This window comes from Pseudomonas sp. lyk4-R2A-10, from assembly GCF_030209075.1.
In the GTDB taxonomy this organism is placed as follows: domain Bacteria; phylum Pseudomonadota; class Gammaproteobacteria; order Pseudomonadales; family Pseudomonadaceae; genus Aquipseudomonas; species Aquipseudomonas glycinae.
Genome location: NZ_JARVSR010000010.1, coordinates 1 through 21064, shown reverse-complemented (window position 1 = coordinate 21064; position 21064 = coordinate 1). Strand labels below are relative to the sequence as shown.

20 protein-coding genes are annotated in these 21064 nt (G+C 56.6%); 11 read left to right on the top strand and 9 right to left on the bottom strand.

The annotated features are described in order from the left end of the window. Nucleotides 1-50 precede the first annotated feature (50 nt). The gene (gene gabP, locus QRN46_RS13450; RefSeq protein ID WP_285355169.1) at nt 51-1457 is read right to left on the bottom strand and encodes a GABA permease; all 1407 of its coding nucleotides are present in this window, start codon (nt 1455-1457) and stop codon (nt 51-53) included. Nucleotides 1458-1759: 302 nt separating this feature from the next. Here gabP and QRN46_RS13445 point away from each other — a divergent pair, with 302 nt between their 5' ends. The 3 genes from QRN46_RS13445 (at nt 1760) to QRN46_RS13435 (ending at nt 4640) form a co-directional block, all read left to right on the top strand. Beyond that, nucleotides 1760-2323, top strand: a complete 564-nt coding sequence (locus QRN46_RS13445) for a P-loop NTPase family protein (RefSeq protein ID WP_221614929.1) — start codon at nt 1760-1762, stop codon at nt 2321-2323. 175 nt (nt 2324-2498) lie between these two features. Further along, complete coding sequence (locus QRN46_RS13440; protein WP_221614930.1) at nt 2499-3698, top strand: PIN-like domain-containing protein; 1200 nt, start codon at nt 2499-2501, stop codon at nt 3696-3698. Between the two features lie 240 nt (nt 3699-3938). Beyond that, the gene (locus QRN46_RS13435) at nt 3939-4640 is read left to right on the top strand and encodes a hypothetical protein (RefSeq protein WP_285355165.1); all 702 of its coding nucleotides are present in this window, start codon (nt 3939-3941) and stop codon (nt 4638-4640) included. A gap of 802 nt (nt 4641-5442) precedes the next feature. Here the strand turns inward: QRN46_RS13435 and QRN46_RS13430 are convergent. Then, nucleotides 5443-6657: an aldose 1-epimerase family protein gene (locus QRN46_RS13430; protein WP_285355163.1), complete on the bottom strand. Its 1215-nt coding sequence runs from the start codon at nt 6655-6657 to the stop codon at nt 5443-5445. A gap of 573 nt (nt 6658-7230) precedes the next feature. On the opposite strand from QRN46_RS13430, the gene QRN46_RS13425 reads away from it, so the two are divergent. The 3 genes from QRN46_RS13425 to QRN46_RS13415 all read left to right on the top strand — a co-directional run bounded on the left by QRN46_RS13425 (nt 7231) and on the right by QRN46_RS13415 (nt 9831). Further along, nucleotides 7231-7593 (top strand): DUF6124 family protein, encoded by a 363-nt coding sequence (locus QRN46_RS13425; RefSeq protein ID WP_011333718.1) that lies wholly within the window; start codon nt 7231-7233, stop codon nt 7591-7593. Nucleotides 7594-7918: 325 nt separating this feature from the next. Then, on the top strand, nt 7919-9094 hold the full coding sequence (locus tag QRN46_RS13420) for an AAA family ATPase (RefSeq protein WP_041475221.1): 1176 nt from the start codon (nt 7919-7921) through the stop codon (nt 9092-9094). Beyond that, the gene (locus QRN46_RS13415; RefSeq protein WP_011333716.1) at nt 9091-9831 is read left to right on the top strand and encodes a hypothetical protein; all 741 of its coding nucleotides are present in this window, start codon (nt 9091-9093) and stop codon (nt 9829-9831) included. Before QRN46_RS13420 ends, QRN46_RS13415 begins: the two co-directional genes overlap by 4 nt. A gap of 127 nt (nt 9832-9958) precedes the next feature. On the opposite strand, the gene QRN46_RS13410 is transcribed toward QRN46_RS13415, so the two are convergent. From QRN46_RS13410 to solA, 4 genes are all read right to left on the bottom strand, one after another. Then, a complete protein-coding gene (locus tag QRN46_RS13410; RefSeq protein WP_011333715.1) occupies nt 9959-10483 on the bottom strand; it encodes a hypothetical protein in 525 nt (174 codons plus the stop codon). A gap of 15 nt (nt 10484-10498) precedes the next feature. Beyond that, nucleotides 10499-10906, bottom strand: coding sequence for a DUF8617 domain-containing protein (locus tag QRN46_RS13405; protein WP_011333714.1), 408 nt, complete (start codon nt 10904-10906; stop codon nt 10499-10501). A 113-nt stretch (nt 10907-11019) separates the two neighbouring features. After that, on the bottom strand, nt 11020-11853 hold the full coding sequence (locus QRN46_RS13400) for a suppressor of fused domain protein (RefSeq protein WP_011333713.1): 834 nt from the start codon (nt 11851-11853) through the stop codon (nt 11020-11022). 86 nt (nt 11854-11939) lie between these two features. Then, entirely contained in the window at nt 11940-13100 is a 1161-nt protein-coding gene (gene solA, locus QRN46_RS13395) for an N-methyl-L-tryptophan oxidase (protein WP_285355153.1), read from the bottom strand. Between the two features lie 193 nt (nt 13101-13293). On the opposite strand from solA, the gene QRN46_RS13390 reads away from it, so the two are divergent. Then, nucleotides 13294-14625, top strand: coding sequence for an amidohydrolase (locus QRN46_RS13390; protein WP_221614939.1), 1332 nt, complete (start codon nt 13294-13296; stop codon nt 14623-14625). Between the two features lie 62 nt (nt 14626-14687). Here QRN46_RS13390 and QRN46_RS13385 read toward each other — a convergent pair whose 3' ends face one another. The 3 genes from QRN46_RS13385 to QRN46_RS13375 all read right to left on the bottom strand — a co-directional run bounded on the left by QRN46_RS13385 (nt 14688) and on the right by QRN46_RS13375 (nt 17185). Beyond that, nucleotides 14688-14942: a colicin E3-like toxin immunity protein gene (locus QRN46_RS13385; RefSeq protein WP_163974841.1), complete on the bottom strand. Its 255-nt coding sequence runs from the start codon at nt 14940-14942 to the stop codon at nt 14688-14690. 7 nt (nt 14943-14949) lie between these two features. After that, a complete protein-coding gene (locus QRN46_RS13380; protein ID WP_285355146.1) occupies nt 14950-16170 on the bottom strand; it encodes an S-type pyocin domain-containing protein in 1221 nt (406 codons plus the stop codon). Nucleotides 16171-16261: 91 nt separating this feature from the next. Further along, nucleotides 16262-17185, bottom strand: a complete 924-nt coding sequence (locus QRN46_RS13375) for a LysR family transcriptional regulator (RefSeq protein WP_285355144.1) — start codon at nt 17183-17185, stop codon at nt 16262-16264. Between the two features lie 105 nt (nt 17186-17290). Between QRN46_RS13375 and QRN46_RS13370 the strand changes: the two genes are divergently transcribed. The 4 genes from QRN46_RS13370 to QRN46_RS13355 all read left to right on the top strand — a co-directional run. Further along, nucleotides 17291-19258: an alkyl/aryl-sulfatase gene (locus QRN46_RS13370; RefSeq protein ID WP_285355143.1), complete on the top strand. Its 1968-nt coding sequence runs from the start codon at nt 17291-17293 to the stop codon at nt 19256-19258. Nucleotides 19259-19410: 152 nt separating this feature from the next. Beyond that, a complete protein-coding gene (locus QRN46_RS13365; protein WP_221614993.1) occupies nt 19411-20049 on the top strand; it encodes a response regulator transcription factor in 639 nt (212 codons plus the stop codon). A 227-nt stretch (nt 20050-20276) separates the two neighbouring features. Then, the gene (locus QRN46_RS13360; protein WP_285355141.1) at nt 20277-20531 is read left to right on the top strand and encodes a transmembrane sensor/regulator PpyR; all 255 of its coding nucleotides are present in this window, start codon (nt 20277-20279) and stop codon (nt 20529-20531) included. Between the two features lie 82 nt (nt 20532-20613). Further along, a partial coding sequence (locus QRN46_RS13355; protein WP_285355139.1) for a phage infection protein occupies nt 20614-21064 on the top strand: 451 nt, incomplete at its 3' end.

Sequence of the window (21064 nt, the reverse complement as noted above, 5' to 3'; positions counted from 1 at the left end):
CCCTGCGTCCATGCCGGGGATAGCCCCACCGTTCAAGCACCAGAAAAACCCTAGGCCTTGCCCGCCGAAACCACCGCCCTCATCTGCCCATGCTGCCGCGTGGTCACCAGTCCGATAAAGGAAATCGTCAGCGCAAGGCCGATGGTCGACGTCACTTCCAGACGATGCTCGGGCGTCACCATCATCACCGCCAGCGCGGCGCAGATGAACGCGATCACCAGCCACGTCAGCCACGGAAACAGCCACATGCGAAACGTCAGCTCGACGTTCTGCCGACGCAGCATCCGGCGCATGCGCAATTGCGAAATCGCGATCACCAGATACACCAGCAACGCAATCGCGCCGGAACTGGCGAGCAAAAACTGGAACAGCCCGCCCGGCATGAAATAGCTGAACAACGTCACCCCGGCACCGATCACGGTGCTGGCAATCACCGCCGCCCTCGGCACGCCCGCCGCGGAGGTCACTTTCAGCGGTTGCGGAGCATCGCCGCGTCGGCCCAGCGAGAACAGCATCCGCGAGGAAATGTAGATCGAGGAATTCATGCAACTGGCCACCGCGATCAGCACGACCACATCGACCAGAAATTTGGCGTTGGGAATGTTCATCAGCTCCAGAGCCCGCTGATATGAGCCGACGGACGCCAGCAGTGGATCGTTCCAGGGCACCACGGAAATCACCACGAAAATCGACAGCAGATAAAACACGCCGATGCGCCAGATCACCGAGCGCGTGGCCTTGGCGATGTTCTGCGCCGGGTTGCTCGATTCGGCGGCCGCGATGGTCACCGCTTCGGTCCCGATAAAACTGAACATGATGGTGATAAAGGCCCCGACCACCGCCGACAAACCATTCGGGGCGAACCCGCCGTGCTCTTCCATCAAGCGGCTCAATCCGCTGGCCTCACGCTCCGGAATCCAGCCCATCAACACCGCAAAACCCAGCCCGATGAACCCGATGATCGCCACCACCTTGGCCATCGCAAACCAGAACTCGAACTCGCCGTATTTGGACACGCTGAACAGGTTGGTCACCACCAGCAAAATGATCGACAGCAACGCGAACAACCACGCATCGACCTGAGGAAACCACTGATTCAACACATGCCCGGCGGCCAGGGCTTCAATCGGAATCACCAGCACCCAGAACCACCAATACAACCAACCGATGGTGAACCCCGCCCAGCGACCGATGGCCTGATCGGCATAGGTGGAAAACGATCCCGTGTCCGGGTGGGCCACGGCCATTTCACCGAGCATGCGCATGACCAGCACGACCAGCAGACCGGAGAAGAGATAAGCAAGCAAGACTGCCGGGCCGGCGGCGGCAATGGCGTGGCCGGAGCCGACAAACAGCCCCGCACCGATGATGCCGGCAATGGAAAGCATGGTGACATGACGCGGTTTGAAGCCCTGCGCCAACTGACCGTTCGAGTCCTTCGAGTTCAAGCTATTCATTGTTTTTGTTGTTCTCTGGTGATCGACGTTTGGGCGTACTGACGACGTGTCAGGCGATCATCATTTCTTCCTGTTGCCCTGCTCCAGAGCGGCGCACCTCAAGCGCTGCAGCGTTACAACGCGGTCGGACAACGACGCAGGGCGATGAAATGATGCGTCACCTTACGTGCCCGGCGTTGATCGCAAATAGCCTGGGAGCGGCATGGGGGCGTCTGATTTCGACATGGTGAATGGCGTTCGGACTTCTGTCAGAGAGCCGATTCCTGCACAATCGCCGGCTTTTTTCGCGACAGGAAGTCCCCATGCAACGGATCGTCATTCTGGGCAATGCCGGCAGCGGCAAATCCACCCTCGCCCGCGCCCTCGGCGAACGCTTCGGACTGCCGGTGATCCATCTCGACAAGCTGTTCTGGGAACCCGGCTGGGTCGAGCCCGACGCCGAGCAGTTTCGCGCCCGCGTACGCCAGGCCGTCGCGGCGGACACCTGGGTCTGTGAAGGCAACTACGCCCGACGAACCTTCGACCTGCGCCTGCCTCGCACCGACCTGATCATATGGCTCGATACTCCACGCCTGACCTGCCTCGTCCGCGTGATCAAACGCAGCGTGATGAACCGCCCTCGCCCGGATCTTGCTGCGGGTTGTCGAGAAAAAATCGATCGGGCGTTTTTGACCTTTCTGAAATTTGTGTGGAGTTTCGACCGGGGCTACCGGCCGGGGATCGACGGAGTGCGCCAGGCCATTGGGCCGGAGATTCCGGTGGTGCATTTGCGTGGGGCGCGGGAGATTGCGGATTTTGTCGAACGGCGAACCCTTCCGAAACTGGTCCGGTTTCCCCCTACAAATCCCCGATTACCGAACCCTTAACGAAGCGCGCTCGATTACTACCTCACACCACAACAACGGGTTATGGGCAGCCACCAGAGGGAGCGATGATGGGGCAGGCAGATGCTTATCTTCATTCGGCAATCGCAGCAAGCCATCGATTTCGAGATAATCCTTGGATTGCCTAACATCTACCTAAACTTCAGGAAGTACATTCATGCCATACCAGCCAGACGAACCGTTTGCTGTCGATGAGCCGGTTGTATCGCGCCTGCGTCCAAAGCAGGTGGTGGTTAGGCTGGCCGCCGAACGAAATCGCTTCCTGGGCGCCCTTTTGCACGGAGACTGTCCGATCTTTCTCGATACCAACGTCTTGTTATGGGGATTCGGCCTTAACGAGCAAGCCTCAGAAGTTTGGCAGAGGTGGCTGTGGCAGCTCCGAAGGAGATTGGTCATCCCTGCTTGGGTCGTCCATGAGTACAACCAACTGTCCGATAAAGCCGAGATTCTTTCGCCTTACAAGACCTTGAGCCGAAAGCTGCAGGTTGTGCTAGATGAGCTGAAGGCCAGCAGTGCTCGGGCGTTGGATGGCGCGGCCGCCGTCAGCGTTGGTTGTACCAGCAAAATTGATTTGGAACGCAGGTTGGCAGAGGCCACGAACTTCATCGTGAATGTGGCCAAGAGCGTTTCTCGAAACGACAGCGGCCATCGCATGGAGCTCTTGAAGTTTTACGAGAATTTGCTTTTAGAGCACGCTCTGTCTTCAGACGTGCATGAGTTATACCGGCAGGCACGAGTGGAGTTTGATGCTCGCTCGGCCGCGCGGTTGTCGCCCGGTGGAGAAGATGCACGCAAGCCGCAGAACAGCTGCGGAGATTTCATCATCTGGAAGGAACTCCTTCAACATTGTGCAGAGATCGGAGCTGGTCAGGCACTCTTCATCAGCAATGATGTGAAAGAGGATTGGTGCTACAAACCAGCCCGGATTGTCCTGGACAACGGCAAAGAGATTGCGTGGTCTAGCGAAGCGGCGGGAGATCTACGACTGCCGAATCCCGATTTGGTAGCGGAGTTCCAGCGGTATACCAAAGGTGAGGATATTGTCTTCGCAACGGTCCAGCAGGTTGTCGATGCACTCGGTTCCACTGACCACAATGTGATCGATGCGGCGACGTACACATACTTGGCTCAAGCAGCACAATCAACCCGAACACCTACGGATAGGGTGGTCGACTGGATTCAAAGTTCCGAGGCCCTCTACATGGAGGGGCTAAGAGGTGTTGCCTTTTGGGATCGCTCACCTGGTGAAGTGGATCAGGAGAAATTTCAAGAATGGTGCCGCGATCGCCTTAACGATTCGGACATTCCGTTTGATAAGGTGGATTGGAGTAATGTTTTCGTAGCGCTCTATCTGTAAGACAGGCGTTCTACACCAGCGCCGGCTGAGTGAATTGGGGCCTCGCTTGCTTGCCTGATACAATTGAGGCCGACTTGTATTCAATTCTTCCCAAGGGCAGCTTTAGAAAAAGGGGAATGACTTATTTCAAAAAAATAAATCATCCCCCTTTTTTGCATTTTCGAGATAGACCCGGGTTCCACCTCGATCCGGAAATTGAAAGGATCTTCTCAAAATTAGCCTGGTACCAAGGAGCGCGATTTGACCGCAATTGATGTGAAACTTCTTCCCGGATACTTCAAGAAGTACCACTGGGGTAAGCACCATGGTGTCTACGGCTACCCAGCCGACACTTTCCCATCGTTCGGCTGGATAAAGACGCTTGAGGAGCGCGGGGCTTGGCTTACCTCGGTGACACAGGTGAAGACGGCTCCGACGAATTTAATTCGTGAAATACTGGATTGGGGCGATGGCGCCGGGCCTCGAATGAAGTTCGAGGCGGGTTTGGGGAATGTTTGTCTGCTCGCGCAAGTGCAGTTGGTCGTCGGCAACATCGATAATCCCACAGTTGCGATTAAAAACGCCCTGCAGATACCTGGTTGCGGTCTCACGTACGCATCCAAATTTTTGAGATTTCTCCGACCAGAGATCCATGCAAGCTTAGATAGCCGGATTCGACGGGCGCTACTGAATGAAAGCCTGTTGAGCAAAATCACAGATGGTCACGATCCGTCTATGATAGATGGTTACGTTGAGTTCCTAGAGCTTCTTACAACCCTCTTAAGGGAGCTAGAGGAAACTAGTGTCCAACGACCCGACTGTGACCTACCCAGAGGTAAGTCCCCTACAGGCTGGCGAGTGGCTGACATCGAGATGGCCCTTTTTGCCTGGGCAGATCAGTTAAGCAAGAAGACCAGGTCTTTTTCGCCCAAAGCAAACAACACGTTCGAACTTGCTGGGTGATTGCACAGACGTGCCCATCCATTTGCATTCGACCTGACCAATCATTTACATCGGATTTGACCATCACACTGCGTGGCCATGAACGGCAGAGAACGGTCACAAGTACACATTTGCGCGGAAAAAAATCGTCCTTAGCTGTGCTGATGATGTTAAAAAAGACACTTTTTAGGGTAGGGCCAAACTATGGTGGGCGAGGTAGGGTTTTGTGATTGGTGTCCTTGGTCTGAACGGACAGAACTCGAAGGAAAGAATCTGCCGGGTGTGTACTTCATCGCGCGCAGTAAAAAGAAACCTGATAACTACCGGGTAAACAACGATTTCATCATCTACATTGGCGAGACAACAGGCCAGACACTGGCAGACCGGTTGCGTCAATTCAACACGTCAGCGTTCAGCGAACGCCCCGGACACTCTGGAGGCAATACTTTTAGATTGACACTTCTGGAAACCACGCCACTTGAGCATCTTTGGGTTTCAGCCTGTCCAGTCGACATGGGCCAGCCTTACACCACTGCCTACATTAAACACTTAGAGCGAAAGCTGCTCTGGGAGTATGTGTGCACGTGGGGAAGATATCCAGATTGCAATCGGACCTGACGAGCGAGCTGACTGTTCACGTGCTGACACCTCTCGTAGAAGTCGGGCCTGATCACAATGCTGATGTTGCTGACTTTCCGCTTCTGACCATTGGCGGCCCTATACGAAAATAACAAAAGGGAACCGATTAATTTCGGTAAACGGAATCAGGCCCGCACATTCGACCGAGGTGCTGCAATCTCGGCCGAGAACGCTCTAGCCGGTGTCACCCCTTGGTCAGATCAACCAACGGTGCCTCCCGCACCTCCGTCTCCCGCCCGCCCTGAATGTCGCTCACCTGCTTCAAGGCCTTGTCCACCGCCGCCTTATCCGCCAACAAGCTGTAGCTGATGCGGAAGTTTTTGTGTTCCTTCGGCCCGATGGTGGGCACCAGGTTCAGTGGGCGCTGATAACGGCGGTTGTAGGAAAAACTCGTCCCCGGCTCCAGCCCGGTGACATAACCCTGACCTTGGGTATCGGTGTTCTTCCACAGAGAAAACACCGGCAACGTCTGCGTATTGAAGCCAACCGAAACGCCCAGGCTGCCGGCCTTGTTATGCAACACGGTTAACGTATCGCCCTTGGCATCGGCATACGGCACCACGTTGTAAACCGTTTCGTCGTAGTCCTTGGTCGGTGCGCGGTAGGTTTGCCATTCAGCCAAATCGCCCTTGGCCTTGTCGTTGAACGGCGACACTTGTTTCACCGGCGCGGCGAAACGAGCGCCCTGCTCCAGGAACGGGGTGCTGAAATTACTGTGGTACAGCGCCTGGTATTCCTTCGGATAGTCACCGTTGTTGGTCAGGGTGTCGTTGAGGGCGAACACTACGCTGCCGGGTTCGGTGACCAGTTCGGTGGCGACGGAGAAGTCGACTTTCTTGAACGCCTGCTCCTTCAGTTCACCGCGCAGGGTGATGGCGTACGGTGGCTTTTCATCGATGTGCAGGGTGACTTTGTTCGCTGGAATGTTGGCGGCCCGACCGTGCAGGGTCAGCAGTTCGCCGTTGTCGACGCCGGGGTGGCCGACCCATTCGTATCCGCAGCGGGTCACCAGCTCATTGAAACCCTCCAGCCAGCCCAGACCACCGCGGCCATTGAGTTCGATGAAGGACGGATTGACCACTTCCTTGACCGGCGAATCCCAGCCCATGCGCACATTGCCGACCGAGGCCTGCAAGACGTTCATTCCCCGCGTCGGCACCACCGAAAGTTTCATCGTGCCGTTATCGATGTCGACAATGCTGACGCCCTCCTGCCGACCACCATGCAAGGTGCGCAGGCTGACGCTGAAGGGTTTGTCGGTTTTCACGCCGAGTTGCTGGCTGGTGATCTGCCAGTTCTGCGCGGCTTTGTCGGTGTCGAGCAGAACGTAATCCCAGGCCATGGCGTGGGAGGCAGCGGACAGTGCGCTGAGGGCAACAACGAGTTTGAGCGGGGTCATGGGAGCAGCCTTTTCTTGGAGTTGTGTCGTTTTTATAAACCTGCTGAAACGTTTCATCAAGCTTAAAAAGCGACACGCGTTGGTAGGTGCCAAGAAAGAATGGGGACGGACAGGAAAATTGAAATAGATGTGATCGCGTTATCCCGCAAACGGGAGCCCGCTTGTATTCAGGAGCGGCATGGACGTCTGATTTCGACATGGCGAGGGCGACGTGTTTAAGCGTTTTTTGAATGGTGTTTAGAAACGCCCGGCATTACTTCCCCACGGCTACAGCGTCTTGCGTCATTGCCTACGACTACGCCAGAATCCGCCGGCTTGTGCGTCTGGGGTGCGGGTTTTATCGTTTCCGGGTCACTGAAAAACAGTGATCGGGTTTGGTAGCCCGGATTACCTGTCGCATCGCAACGCCGGATTGCAGGGACTCTTTCGTCCGCTGTTTTATGGTGGCCATGCGTAGGGCGTCTTCGGACGCGCCGGGTATCCAGGTGACCGGTCTACCAACCTCCGTATGGCCACCACCCTCGTTTGGTAGCGAGGCTGATGGCTCCACTTTCTCACCCTGGAGTTACATCTATGTTCAAACCAACACCGAACCCACCGGAAACCGATCCGGTTTCTCCCTACAAATTTCCGGATTCACGGACCTTGAACGAAGCGGCCGAACGCGCGCTCGACCATTACCTCACCCCACAACAACGCATCATGGGCAGCCACCACAAACACGACCCCATGTACCTGGCCAACCCGGCCTACAACACCGAATCCCTCCTGGCCAACGCCAGCGAATCACTGGGGTCGGCCAGCGAAATGCTCAACAACTTTGCGGCGACTCTTGAGCCTGCCCATCGCAAGACGGCGATCGGGATTGCGCAGTTGGTGATGTTAAGTGAGTTGGCGGTGAATCAGGCGCTGGATCATGTTGAGGTGAAGACCTGAAAGCCGACCCCTCTGTCATGACTGATTAGTAGAGGGTCGGAGAAAACGATGTCAGCCGAAGCTGCCAAAATTAATGGCAGCTATCGGCCATTAGCCGACCCGACGTGATTGTAACGTTGGAGCTGACGCTAGGACCTGAAGGAGATTGTAGCAGTAGGCCAAAAACGCCCCCATGAATCGACTAAGCTGAGCGGGGCTTAGCTAGCTCATCGGATGAGATGAGGGAGCTCAGCCTCCAATTCGTCTTGAGTGCGATAATTGCGTAGAACCGATGAATTGCTGTAAAAAAGAGAAGGTATCAAAGGGATGCCAGACTGGGAATCTTATGATCGTAGGTTTTAGCGTTAACGGCTTCAAATCACTAGCCAACTTTAGTCTTGACGAAAAGACGGGACTGGGTAACTTTACTTGCCTCGTTGGATTAAACGGGGCTGGAAAAAGCAGCGTACTTCAACTTCTAGACTTTGCCTCCCACCTAATGCGCGGCGACGTTACCAATTGGCTATCAAAACGCGGCTGGAGCGTTTCGGACTTGCATTCAAAACTGTCCAATAGTTCCAACATCATCATCGGAATAACGGTAAGGGTCAAAAGCGGAAAACTTTTTTCGTGGGTCGGAAGCTTCAACAGGAGCAGCCTTTCCTGCACACTAGAGAGAATATTTGAAGCCGAGGGCGAATATATATTCAATCTTACGAGAGGCCGATATTCCATACTTAACACACAACCATCTAAGATCGAGTTTAACTATGTCGGCTCCATCCTTTCTGCGCTAAAGGATGACGTATTAAGCCCGGAAATAATTGAAGTAAGAAATGCAATATTAAACATTAGATCACTAGAACTCCTATCCCCTCACCTAATGAGAAACTCATCGCGAGAAGCCGCGATAGACATTGGCACCGGTGGAGAAAAGCTTTCTCCGTATCTCTACAATATAAAAGGCAAAGAACGAGAAAAACTCACAGCGCTATTGCGAGAGTTCTACCCTGCCGTACTAGACTTTAAAGTTAAGCAGGAAAGAGCCGGCTGGAAAAAACTATCAATCATTGAAGAATTCAATGGAGAGATTATTGAAACTGAAGCCAAGCACGTTAACGATGGGCTACTCAGGATATTGGCGATTCTTGCTCAAGCGGGATCGGGCAATGCAACACTTCTGTTTGATGAAGTTGAAAATGGAGTTAACCCTGAAATCGTAGAGCGCCTTGTTCATTTACTACAGAATACAGGTCAGCAAGTTATCGTCACCACACATAGTCCAATGATCTTAAATTACTTATCCGATGAAGTAGCTGAGAAATCTGTACATTTTGTGTATCGTACATTTGATGGTGGCACCCGGAGTCGGCCGCTGTTCAGCATTCCGAGAATGCAAAAAAAACTAGCAATAATGGGCCCTGGCGAGGCTTTTGTAGACACAAGCCTAACTAATCTCACTAGTGAATGTGCAAAGCTCGATGCGGATGAAAGCTCTAATTTGGAAAAGGGTGCTATGTGATCGTAGTATGTAGTGGTGAAGGGGTAAGCGATCTCGGGGCATGCATTAATCACGCAGGGTTTTGCCAGGATGAGATGTATAAACTAGGCCCCTTGACATATATCATTGACTACATTATCGAAGAGGTGATGCAGTATAGCCCATTACAGACGCACCTCGGCACCTACAGGTATTACAGCGAAGCATACTTAACACAGCGGCTTGCAGCGAAGAAAAATGAGCGGCGCGGCTTCGTCTTTGCAGGACGTAAACACGGAGTGGAGACTGGGCTTTTCTTTTTCAACGCCTTAATGCTTGGCGAGATATCGAAAGAGTTAGAAGCGGCAGAAGGCGACGTCGCAGTAGCAATACTATTCAGAGATTCCGATGGTACTAACAGCGATCCGAGCGATATCTGGGAGCAAAAAAAAACCTCAATTGAAGAGGGCTTTAGGCGTGCCGAATTCACTAGAGGAGTTCCGATGGTACCGAGGCCAAAATCAGAATCATGGTTCATATGCGCCGCGAAGGAGAATCCATATCAGCATTGCGCTGACTTAGAGGAGCTTTCCGGTAATGATAAATCCCCGAATTCTGCCAAGAAGATGCTTAGCACCATACTTGAAGGGGAAGCTACTAACGAGCGTCTGTTAACTTGGTTAGAAGCCAATGGAATGGACTGCAGAAAACTTGCAGAGGAAATGCCTAGTTTTGCGAAATTTTATGAACGACTAATCAGCGTTTTACACGCGATATAACAAGGATTGGCGGATGCTTGTTTATTTGGCCGACCGTCTTCCTGATCGTCCATATCATCCGCGACCGCTCCTACCGAAAAAATGGGGACGCATATATTTTCGCCCAAGCTGCTATTAAACAAAACGCTCATTCCAGCGCAGTCACCAAGCAGGTTTCGACACCCTCCAACCTCTTGGGCCATTCGTTAATCAGAACGACTGCACCGTCACCTTGATTCAGGTAGATCAGGCAGTCGCCTGTCTCGAAGGCAACTTGAAAGCCGACAAGCCAAACCTCTCCGCCTGCCACTTTATCGACAACACCTTGAACCGCTGTAATGATTTTGCCTTCGAGGAAGAGAGCAGACCTGTTGCGAAGCAGATTTTCCCTACGCCACGAGCAGAAGCTCGCGGCATCAAGTGTGAAGGGAGTGGGAGGTTCCAGATCGGACTCATCAGCTCCAACACATTCCCCATCGCTCAGCAGGTACATCGCAACTTTCTGATGTTCGCCACACCGCCAGAGCAACGGCCCTACGTCAGACAGGCACTTTTCCTCGTTAAAGTAATATTGGTCATGCAATAACTCAGCAAGTCGCTGCCCCTGCAGCAGCTGCGCATTTCTCAAGTCATTCGCCATCCTGTCTCGGGAGGCGGCATAGCGGTTAGACACTGAGCAGTTCCCTATTTATTCGCAATCCAGGCTCTCGGAATCGCCTGACGTCGCCGACAAAATCGCCTGATATCCACCCTCTTCCGGAACATATGAAACGAACTGATTACCCGCGCCCTTCTGCACCCAAAGACGCCCACAGTTCGTGCATTCATAAACATCTAACGTCCGGTGGATGTGGAGGCTCGATAATCGGCTTATCAATTCGTCGGTCGCGTTGACCCAAGGTGCAAACTCACCGAACGCCCCATCGATCACAGCCTTGTCTCCCGACTCGGCAGCAGTCATCAGGGGCTTGAGTTCTTGGTTTACCTCTTCCCAGAATGCATCCTCTACTTCGTCGCGAAGTAAACTCGCCTTGTAGGGCAAGCTGTCAGTCTGATCGACAATCACGTGCCCACATCTGCAACCCAATTTGCTCATTTGCGGCTCAAACCTTTGAGGTTGCCCTCGTCATTAAAAGGCGGACAAGTCTTTGGCGAAAATCTCGATTTGGGCAGGCGTGACCAGCAAGGGAACCTGAGAACACTGCAGCGTCAAACAACACTCTCACGCTGCAAACTGCTCACATGCCCGACACCCGCAGCCTTCAATCGGACCACCAGGTCATCGCGTGCTGCCCGCCCGCCAGCACGAATGTACTCAAGCTCCGACGCGGTGATCAGTACCACCGGAACCATTCTCACAGGGGATAACGGCATGTCATCCAGCCGGGTAGGGAAATCCGGTTCCGGGGCGCCCAGCAAGACACCGGTCGAGTCGTCTTCGGTCACAAAGTGTTTGGGGAATTGATCGCACATGTGATTCGAGAGGCTGAACCCGGGAATTTCAATGGACATCGCACCGTACTTGTCGAGTCCGCGAGTGTAGCCTCCAGCGTCCGCAACCGTTTTGGCAACGTGTTCCACCAGTTCGAATGCCCAGCTGCGCTGGAAAGGATCGACGTCACCCACCGGGCCACGGGCGTGTTCGGGTATATCGGCAGTTTCTACGAACAACTCCATCTCGAAACCATTGCCCATTTCTTCCGCGTCATCGAATGGGTCTGACAGACCTTCCGTGGCGATGATGATTGTGTCGTTACGGCGAACTACCCGGTAGGCCTGACGAGTCGAGGGCCAGTAAGGGCCACCGGAAAAGCTCGGACTGATCATGTAGGCAAGGACATCGCGCTCGATTATGCCGACTGATGCCCAATGACGATCCCGGCACGCTGCGCTGGCCTCTCGGGCAGCCAGATTTGCCGCTTCAGCCTCGGTCATGCTGTCGTAGATATCCTGCTCCTGGACTTCAAGGGGTTGTGATGTGAGCTGGACGTCTTCGGTTTTAGGACGTTTCAATGAAACGAGAAGCTTCTTGAAGAAATTCATGTGCGTTCCTTGCGGGGTTTCGGTTCGCTCCCCATGAAGGGGCGAATCTATTTTCATTAAATGGATCTGTTTTCGAATAGTGGGCACTATGCCTCAAACCGCCCCACCGAAAACAACGAAAGATCCAGCTCACTCTCCCCTCGCAAACACCACTGCGCAAACGCCTCCCCCAACGCCGCCGAGTGTTTGAACCCATGCCCGGAGCACGCCGACACCACCAACGTGTGCTGCAACCGTGGATGCTCATCAATGATGAAATGCCGATCCGGCGTGACGGTGTAGGCGCAAACCGCTGACTTCACTACCCGATCCGTCAGCCCGGCAATGCGCCCCTTCACCTGCTGTTCGTACATCTCGCGTTCTTCCTCGGCCGAGACTGTGCGATCCAGAGTTTCAGGCGTGGACGTGCTGTGATACTGCGCCGTCGCCACTTTCAAACTGCCCTCCCCCGGCAACGCGGGAAACCCATAGAAATCGTCGTCCTGGCCGTGAGTGAAGATGAACGTGGGTGAGTGGCCGACCAGTTCCGCGTCAGGCTCGGTTTCGAACCAGAACAGTTTCTGTCGATAGACGCTGAGCAGCCTGTCGAACGGCGCGCCGAGCAATCCGCCCGCCCAGTTGCCGGCGGTGACCACCAGTTTTTCCGCTCGCACGGTGCGCTGGTCGGTGGTGACGGTGACGCCCTGTTCGTCCGAGCTGATGTGGGTCACGGTCTCGCCCTTGTACAGCGTGGCGCCGTGTTGTTCGGCCAGTCTGAGTTGCACGTCGATGCAGCGTTCTGGCCGTACAAAACCGCCTTCGGGCTCGAAGTAGCCAATGGCGTCGTCGCGCACCTGGGCAAACTGCGGGAAGCGCTGGCGGATCTGGGCGGCGTCGAGGACTTCGTGTTCGATGCCGTAGGTCCGCGCCAGGGCGATGGTGCGCAGGGTGAAGTCGGTTTCGTCGGCGGGATCAAAGTCGGGGCTGGAGGTCAGCACCAGCAGGCCGGTCTGTTCGAACAGGGACTCGCCCGACAACGCCTCCAGCTCGCGCCAGATGCGGTGGGAGTTGCGCACGATGGGCACGTATTGCGCGCCCTCGCCCACGGACAGCCGGGTGATGCGGGTATCGCCATGGCTGGAGCCGAACGCGTGCGGCGGATGGTGGCGGTCGATGCCGACCACGTTGACCCCGGCCTTCGCCAGTTGATACACCGTGGCCGCGCCCATGGCGCCGAGGCCGATGACCAGTGCTTCGCATCGCTCCATGATTGATTTCCGCTCAGGCAAAAGAGCCACAGTGAAGCGGATCAGGCGAAGGAAAACAATCCGCTGAAAGCCGCGCTCTGGCAAAAACGCGAAACACCAAAAGCCGTGCGATTACCGGCCAGACTCGTTTGTTCCGTCTTGCATCGCGGCATACCCTCTGACGCCAATAAAAACCATAAGAGAGAGTCCCGCCTTGATCCGTTTCTGCAAAACCTCGCTGTGCCTCGCCGTTCTGCCTTCGTTCGTTGCCACTGCCAGCCATGCCGCCGATGTGCCCTGGGTCGATAGCGCCGTGAGTGCGGTCAATCAGGAAGTTGTCGATCTGCGCCACACGATTCATCAGCATCCAGAGTTGGGCAATCTTGAGTTCAAGACCGCCGCGCTGGTGGCCGAGCGGCTGAAGGCGTCGAACATTGAAGTGCGCACCGGGGTCGGCAAGACGGGTGTTGTGGGGGTTCTGAAAGGCGGATTACCGGGGCCGGTGGTGGCGTTGCGCGCGGACATGGACGGATTGCCGGTCAAGGAGATGACGAACCTGCCGTTCGCCAGTCAGGCCACCAGCACGCGGCTGGGCAAGAGCGTGCCGGTGATGCACGCCTGCGGGCACGACACCCACACCGCGATGTTGCTGGGCGCCGCGAAGGTGCTGGCCGAGCATCGCGATCAGGTGCGCGGGACGGTGGTGTTTCTGTTTCAGCCGGCTGAAGAAGGTGCGGCCGATGTCGATGAATTCCAGACCGATACCCTGATCGGTGCACAAGCGATGATTCGCGATGGCGCGCTCGATTCGCCCAAGGTCGAGGCGGTGTTCGGGGTGCATGTGATGGCGGGTTATCCGACCGGGCATCTGTTCTACAAATCCGGGACCGTGCTCAACAGCAGCGACTCGTTCCGCATCACGGTCAAGGGTCAGCAGACTCACGGTTCGGCGCCCTGGAGCGGTGTCGATCCGATTGTCGCCAGTCAGGGCATCATCAGCGGATTGCAGACGCTGGTCAGTCGGCGCGTCGACCTGACCCAAGGCATGGGCGTGATCAGCGTCGGTACGATCAATGGCGGTTCGGCGGCCAACATCATTCCCGAGTCCGTGGAAATGACCGGGACCATCCGCACCAACAACGCCGACATCCGCGACACGATCTTGAAAAAGATGCCGCCGCTGGTGAACAGCATCGCCAGCGCCTACGAGACCCAGGCCAATTTGCTGCTGGTGAACAATGCGCCCGTGACCACCAACGATCCCGCCCTGACCGAAGCCATGATCCCGGCCCTCGAGCTGGCAGCACCGGGCAAGGTCGAGCGCCTGCCCGCCTCCCTGTCGCCGAGCGAAGACTTCTCCTACTACGCGCGCAAAGTGCCGGGGTTGTTCGTGTTCCTCGGCGCAACGCCGGAAGGCCAGGACATGAGCAAGGCGCCGAACAACCACAGCCCCTACTTCACCGCCGATGACGCGACACTGGCCACCGGGGTGAAGGCGCATGTGCAGTTTGTGCTCAATTATCCGGGGCGGGGTCAGCGGGGCTGACTAATCCCATTCGCAGTTTTAGCCCCCGATCAGATGACTGATCGGGGGTATTGTTTTGGTGCTTACCATTGATCACGGTAAACGAACGAAATTTGGTAGTCGTAAGAAGATGGATCAATGACATGGTTGAAATTCGGTTGAAGAATGCTCACCCAGTTTGAGAGCACGTCGAATCCGCCGTTGTTTATATTGTTTTCAATTGGTATGCCGAGTGATTCGATTACAGCACCGTCGTCACCGAAATCTTTCGATAATTCCTCTCCCATACCGAGCTCGGTTTCCTTGTCATACCACTCAAGTCTGGCTTTCAATCCCATAAATCCCTCACAAATACTTTTTGATGCTTCGCTTTTTCCCTTTAGGGGGATCTAGTTGCTTACCGGTTCTATGGTCGTACGACCCCAAATGAGTACCGTCGCTCGCGCGATAGGCCTCAAGCTCTCCGTGAAGAAAGTCCCATTCATATATCGTCCTCCCTTTTGCGTCTATCCAGCGATCCCGGAGACCACCCGAGTACGGGGTTTTCTTTTTCGCTCTTCTCAATCCTGGAAACGCTGTGATTTCGTCTGTCTCAGGGGCCGGGTGGTAGGTGTGACCAGCCTTGGCTGTGCCATGGCCGCGTACATTTAAAACAATATAAATCGGCTTAACCCCGGAATCCGCCGGAAACACCAAAATGAAATCCCGATACTCCGGCGGATAAACCGGATTAACCAGAATCCCGTCCGCCGCTTTCGTCGGCGGATACACCCAGATATGCGGCGCCTGCGGAGCAGCCTCCAGCGCAGGAATCCCGAGGATGTCGGAACCATCCACGGCAGGCGTCCAGATCAGCTCAACACCGTCACCGAGGTCTGCAACAAACCGGCTATCGCGTGCCGTGAACTGCACGACATCAACCATCTCCCAATCGCGATTCTTGCCGGTATAGAAGCCGTACCCCTTGAGGCTGCCATCGGCCTGCTGTTCAACGCGCAAGCGCACGCGGGTTCGGGCCTGTTTGAGGGCGAGTAACTGGTCTTCGGTGTACAGCGCGCTATCGCCCAGGTTCGAGGGCATGAACATCGCCACCAGCCCGAGCAACGGGCTGATGACGGCAGCAGAGGCCATCGCGGGCAATGCCTTGAACCCCTCACCGGCAAGGGCGAAAGTGCCCAGCCCCGCAGGAATGGCCGTGCGGCTGATTTTCTTGAGCTCAACCCGACCGCAGTCATCGGCCTCACGGCCACCGAGCAAAATCAGCTCGCCGTAATCCTTCAGACTGTCTGTCGGCACCATCCCCGAAGGATTCGAGTAATCGATGATCGCGTCCGGCAGCTTGCACGACTTGGCGAACACGCAGCCCGCGCGCACCGGCTCAGGCTTGTTCGCCGCGACCTCACGGCTGCGTTCGAAGGCGTCCTGTCTCGCCAGCATGGCGTCGTACTTGTCTTGTCGGTCTTGCTGATCGGCCAGTTCGGTGGCCGTCATGTAGCGGTAGGTGACGTGATGCCCGTCGCCCGCCGGTGGGTTGGGAACCCGGGGAATGTCCTTTTGAACAGCCACTGATTGTCCTTTCGTTCATGCATCGGCAACCCCTCGCAAGAGGCCGCACGACGTTAACGAAGCAGGAAAATCGTGGCTGTAGGACGTATCTCTAAAGACGTGGGGATTGTTCGACGTGAACGGATTGCATCTCGGCAACCACCGCCTCGATCACACACAAAGCCGTCGGCGACAGGCTTCTGCCCTGCAAGCTCACCACGCCGATTTCGGAGTGAAATCCCGGCCTGTCGACAACATGAAGCTCGATCAAACGCCCCACCCGAATGTCTTCAGCCACGGCGCCATGGATGACGCCGAGGATGGTGTCGGTTGAACCTGCGACGGTCTTGAGCAACGCCACATCATCACACTCCAGCACAATGGGCAGCGCCTGACGGGTGGAGATGCCGAGGGTTCGGGCGGTCTCGAGTTTCACGACTTCGGGCAAGCGCGTCGTGGCGATGCCATAGCCTTCCAGTTCGCCCATCTGCACTTTGCGCCCGGCCAGCGGATGCTCCGGACGCACGAAGAAGCCTGCCGAGACCTGGCCCAGCGAACGGATCAGCAGATCGGATTCCGCCGTGAAGTTGCGGATATCGGCAACGAAGAATTCGATCGCCTCAGCGCGCAGCCGCGCCTCGAGAATCTGCCAGTTGTTCACTTCCACGCGCAGGGTGACCGCCGGGTGATCCAGACGCAGTCGCGGCACCACCTGATGCATCAACATCGCGGCCGGGAACGGGCCGACACCGAACGCGAGGCTGCCCAGTTGGCGATCGCTGTAGAGCGCCATGTCCCGCTCCAGCGACCGGGCATCGAACAGCAGCCGCCGCGCCCGCTCGATCAGAAAGACCCCCGCCGGCGTCGGGCGGACGTCTCCGGTGTCGCGATCGAACAGGCGCTGCCCGGTTTCACTCTCCAGCGCCTGAATGCTGCGGCTCAGGGCCGGCTGGCTGAGGTGCACGCGCTCGGCGGCGCGTCCGAAATGGCGTTCATCAGCTAGCGCGAGTAGGTGTGACAGTCGTTTTAGGTCCATTCGCCCGATGCTAGCGACGCATTATCCGGATGTAAACAATGCATTGGATACATCGTTGCCCTGCCCCTAGGCTGGAGCGCATTCGAACTTCGGAGAACAACAAGAATGAAATCGACCCTCTACACGATCCTCGCCCTGACGCTGGTGTCCCTCGCCGGCTGCGACAACAAGCCCAGCGTCGCAGCCGGCGACGCCACGCCCGCCACGGCCGCGCTGATCCAGGCGTCGATCAAGGGCCTGGACCTCAGCGACAACCGTGACATGGAAGATGCCCAGCGCGGTTTCATCGCCCGGCCCACCGGCAAGATCCTTGGCGCTGACGGCAATGTCCTGATCGATTTCGATGCGTACCGCTTCGTCGAAGGCCAGGCGCCGACCACCGTCAACCCGAGCCTGTGGCGACACGCGATGCTCAACGCACAGATCGGCCTGTTCAAGGTCACCGACAGCATTTACCAGTTGCGCGGTTTCGACATCGCCAACATGACGCTGATCGACGGGCAGACCGGCTGGATCGTGGTCGACCCGCTGACCTCCCGAGAATCCGCCGCCGCAGCGCTGGCCTTCGCCCGCGAGCATCTGGGCAACAAGCCCGTCACCGCGATCATTTTCACCCACGACCATGCCGACCATTTCGGCGGTGTGCTGGGCATCACCTCAAGCAGCGAAGTGGCCCAGCGCAACATTCCCATCGTCGCGCCCGCCGGGTTCATGGAGGAAGCCACCAGCGAAAACATCCTGGCGGGCCCGGCGATGGCACGGCGGTCGATGTATCAGTTCGGCAAGAACCTGACGCCGGGCGCCACCGGCATCGTCGACACCGGGCTGGGCAAGAACGTTGCGTACGGCAGCATGGGCATCCTGCCGCCAACGCAGATCATCGACCAGCCGATCCAGCCGCTGGTGCTCGACGGCGTCAGCTTCGTGTTCCACAACATGCCCGGCGCGGAGGCCCCGGCCGAGCTGACCTTTTCGATCCCCGCGCTCAAGGCTTACGGCGGCGCGGAGCTGCTGGCGCAGACCATGCACAACCTGCTGCCGATCCGTGGCGCCAAGGTGCGCGATGCGCTGCGCTGGTCCGAATACACGCAAATCGCCCTGGATGAGCTGGGCGACACCGAGGTCTATTTCGGTCAGCACAACTGGCCGATCTGGGGCAACGAGCGGATCCGCGAATTCATCACCAAGCACCGCGACGTCTACAAATACCTGCATGACCAGACCGTGCGCCTGATGAACGCCGGCTACACCCCCAACGAGATCGCCGACAAGATCCAGCTGCCGGATTCGCTGGCCTCGTACTTCGGCACTCGCGGCTATTACGGCGACCTGCGCCACAACGTCAAGGCGATCTACCAGCTGTACCTGGGCGCCTACGACGGCAACCCCGCGCACTTGAATCCGCTGGTGCCCAAGGAGTCGGCAAAGCGCTACGTCGAATTGATGGGAGGTAACGCCAAGGTGGTCGAAGCCGCGCGCGTGGCCTATGACAAGGGCGAATATCGCTGGGTTGCCGAGCTCCTGGATCAGGCCGTGCTGGCCAAACCCGACGACACCGCCGCCAAGGAACTGCTGGCCCGCGCGTACGAACAGATGGGCTATCAGGCGGAATCGGCAACCTGGCGCAACAGTTACCTGACCGCTGCCATGGAGCTGCGCAACGGCCCCCCGGCCAAGGGCGTCAAACGCTCCGACCTGATCGAACTGATGAAGCAGACGCCCACCGAACGCTTCCTCGAAGCCATGGCCGCGAGCCTCGACGGGCCGGCGGCGGATGGCAAGAACTGGACCTTCAATCTGGTGCTGACCGATACGAATGAATCGTTCGTGCTGTGGATCGAGAACGCCGTGCTGCACTACCGAAAAGGCCCGACGGCGGCGAACGCCAACGCAACGCTGAGTGTCACCAAGGACCTGTTCGTCCAACTGCTGGGCGGCACCGCCGGGCTGAAGGAGGCATTCACCTCCGATGATCTGAAGGTGGATGGCAGCAAGGTCGATCTCGTGAGATTTCTGGGGCTGTTGGAAAAGGCGCCGGGGAATTTTGCGATAGTCGCCCGGGCAGGAAACTGATTCGCCGAGGCCATCGATGACCGGAACAGCGGTCGATGGCCTCTGGACGTTTACCCAAGAAAAATCCAATGAAAACCGGAGGCTCGGGCAAAGTTTTCTATTGGGTTTTTCCGCATCCTGCGCAACCTGATCGCCGCGAAGCCATCCAGCGTATGGACGTAGAACCTGCACCCGAGCGAAACCCCGAATCCATCGTTTTCATCATTGATGATGACGCTCCTCTGCGTGAGGCGCTTGGCAGCCTGTTACGCTCCATCGGCCTGCGGGTCGAGCTGTTCGGATCGGTCGCCGACTTCATGCAATACCAGCGACCTGACCTGCCCAGTTGCCTGGTGCTGGATGTGCGATTGCAAGGCACCAGCGGGCTGGTCTTTCAGCAGGCGCTCGCCGACGCCAACATCCATCTGCCGATCATTTTCATGACCGGGTACGGCGACATCGCCATGACCGTTCGCGCCATGAAAGCCGGTGCCGTCGATTTCCTGGAAAAACCGTTTCGCGAGCAGGCCATGATCGACGCCGTGGTCGCCGCGCATACGCGGGACAGGTCGCGCCGCGAGTACGAACTCCGCCATCATGAATTGCGCACACGCCATGGGACACTCACGGTCAGAGAGCAAGCGGTGATGGCGCTGGCCGTCTCGGGTCTGATAAACAAGCAGATCGCCAGTGCCATCGGCCTGAGCGAGATCACCGTGAAAATTCACCGCGGCCAGGCCATGCGCAAGATGCGCGCGCAGTCGTTTGCCGATCTGGTTCGAATGGCAGAAAGTCTGGGTATCAACCATTAGATTTAACGCCCAAATGCGGCGCACATTACTAGTCGTTTATATACGTTGGTATGACTTCTCCATACGCTGGCAGGATAAAACCAAACTTATGCAACATGGTTGATCCCTACCGCCAACAGTAAAATCCCTCCATCAAATGCGATGGCCGGCAAAGTTATTGACTTCGCGATTTCCTCGCGCGCCGACACTTATCGATCCACTCATTGACTCAGGGATGACTGATCAACATGTATGACTTTTTTGAAGACTCGTACCGCGTGCTGAAGTTGTCCCACGTGTTGCTGGTCGGTGGCCTGGGCATGTTGATGGTGGGGATTTTCCTGGCTTATGTGTTTGATGATCACTTGAACCTGCCCACGCTGGTCGGCGCGCACGGGATGACGATCCTCGGGCCGACCGCGATCAAGCTGGGCTACGTCATGCGCTTGATTGCGTACAACCGTATTCGCCTGGCAGCACAGGAACATGGAGTTTCCCATTAGAAGTATTCGATTGAATTCAAACCTGTCTGGTTGCAACCGGAAGTTCATTAACGAAGTCCCACTACGACTCAGGATGATCACGATGAAAACTATTGGATTGGTATTACCCGTCGCCATTGTTTCAGCCACCTGGATAGTTGCCACTCATGCATTCGGGGCAAGCTGCCTGCCTGATATGCCGGTTGCCAACAGACAGGAAACCAGTGCTCCGGATTCAGAAACTTCATCAGTGCAACAGCACCGGGCCAGAAAGGCGCCGACCCAGATTGCCGAAGGGGGGTCGGATCGGCTGATGGAGCGTCGTGTTGCCGAGGGCGGATCCGACCGACTGATCGAACGCCGCGTCGCCGAAGGTGGCTCCGATCGCCTGATCGAACGTCGCGTCGCCGAAGGTGGCTCCGATCGCCTGATCGAACGTCGCGTCGCCGAAGGTGGCTCCGATCGCCTGATCGAACGCCGTGTTGCCGAAGGAGGCTCAGATCGCCTGATCGAACGCCGTGTTGCCGAAGGAGGCTCAGATCGCCTGATCGAAC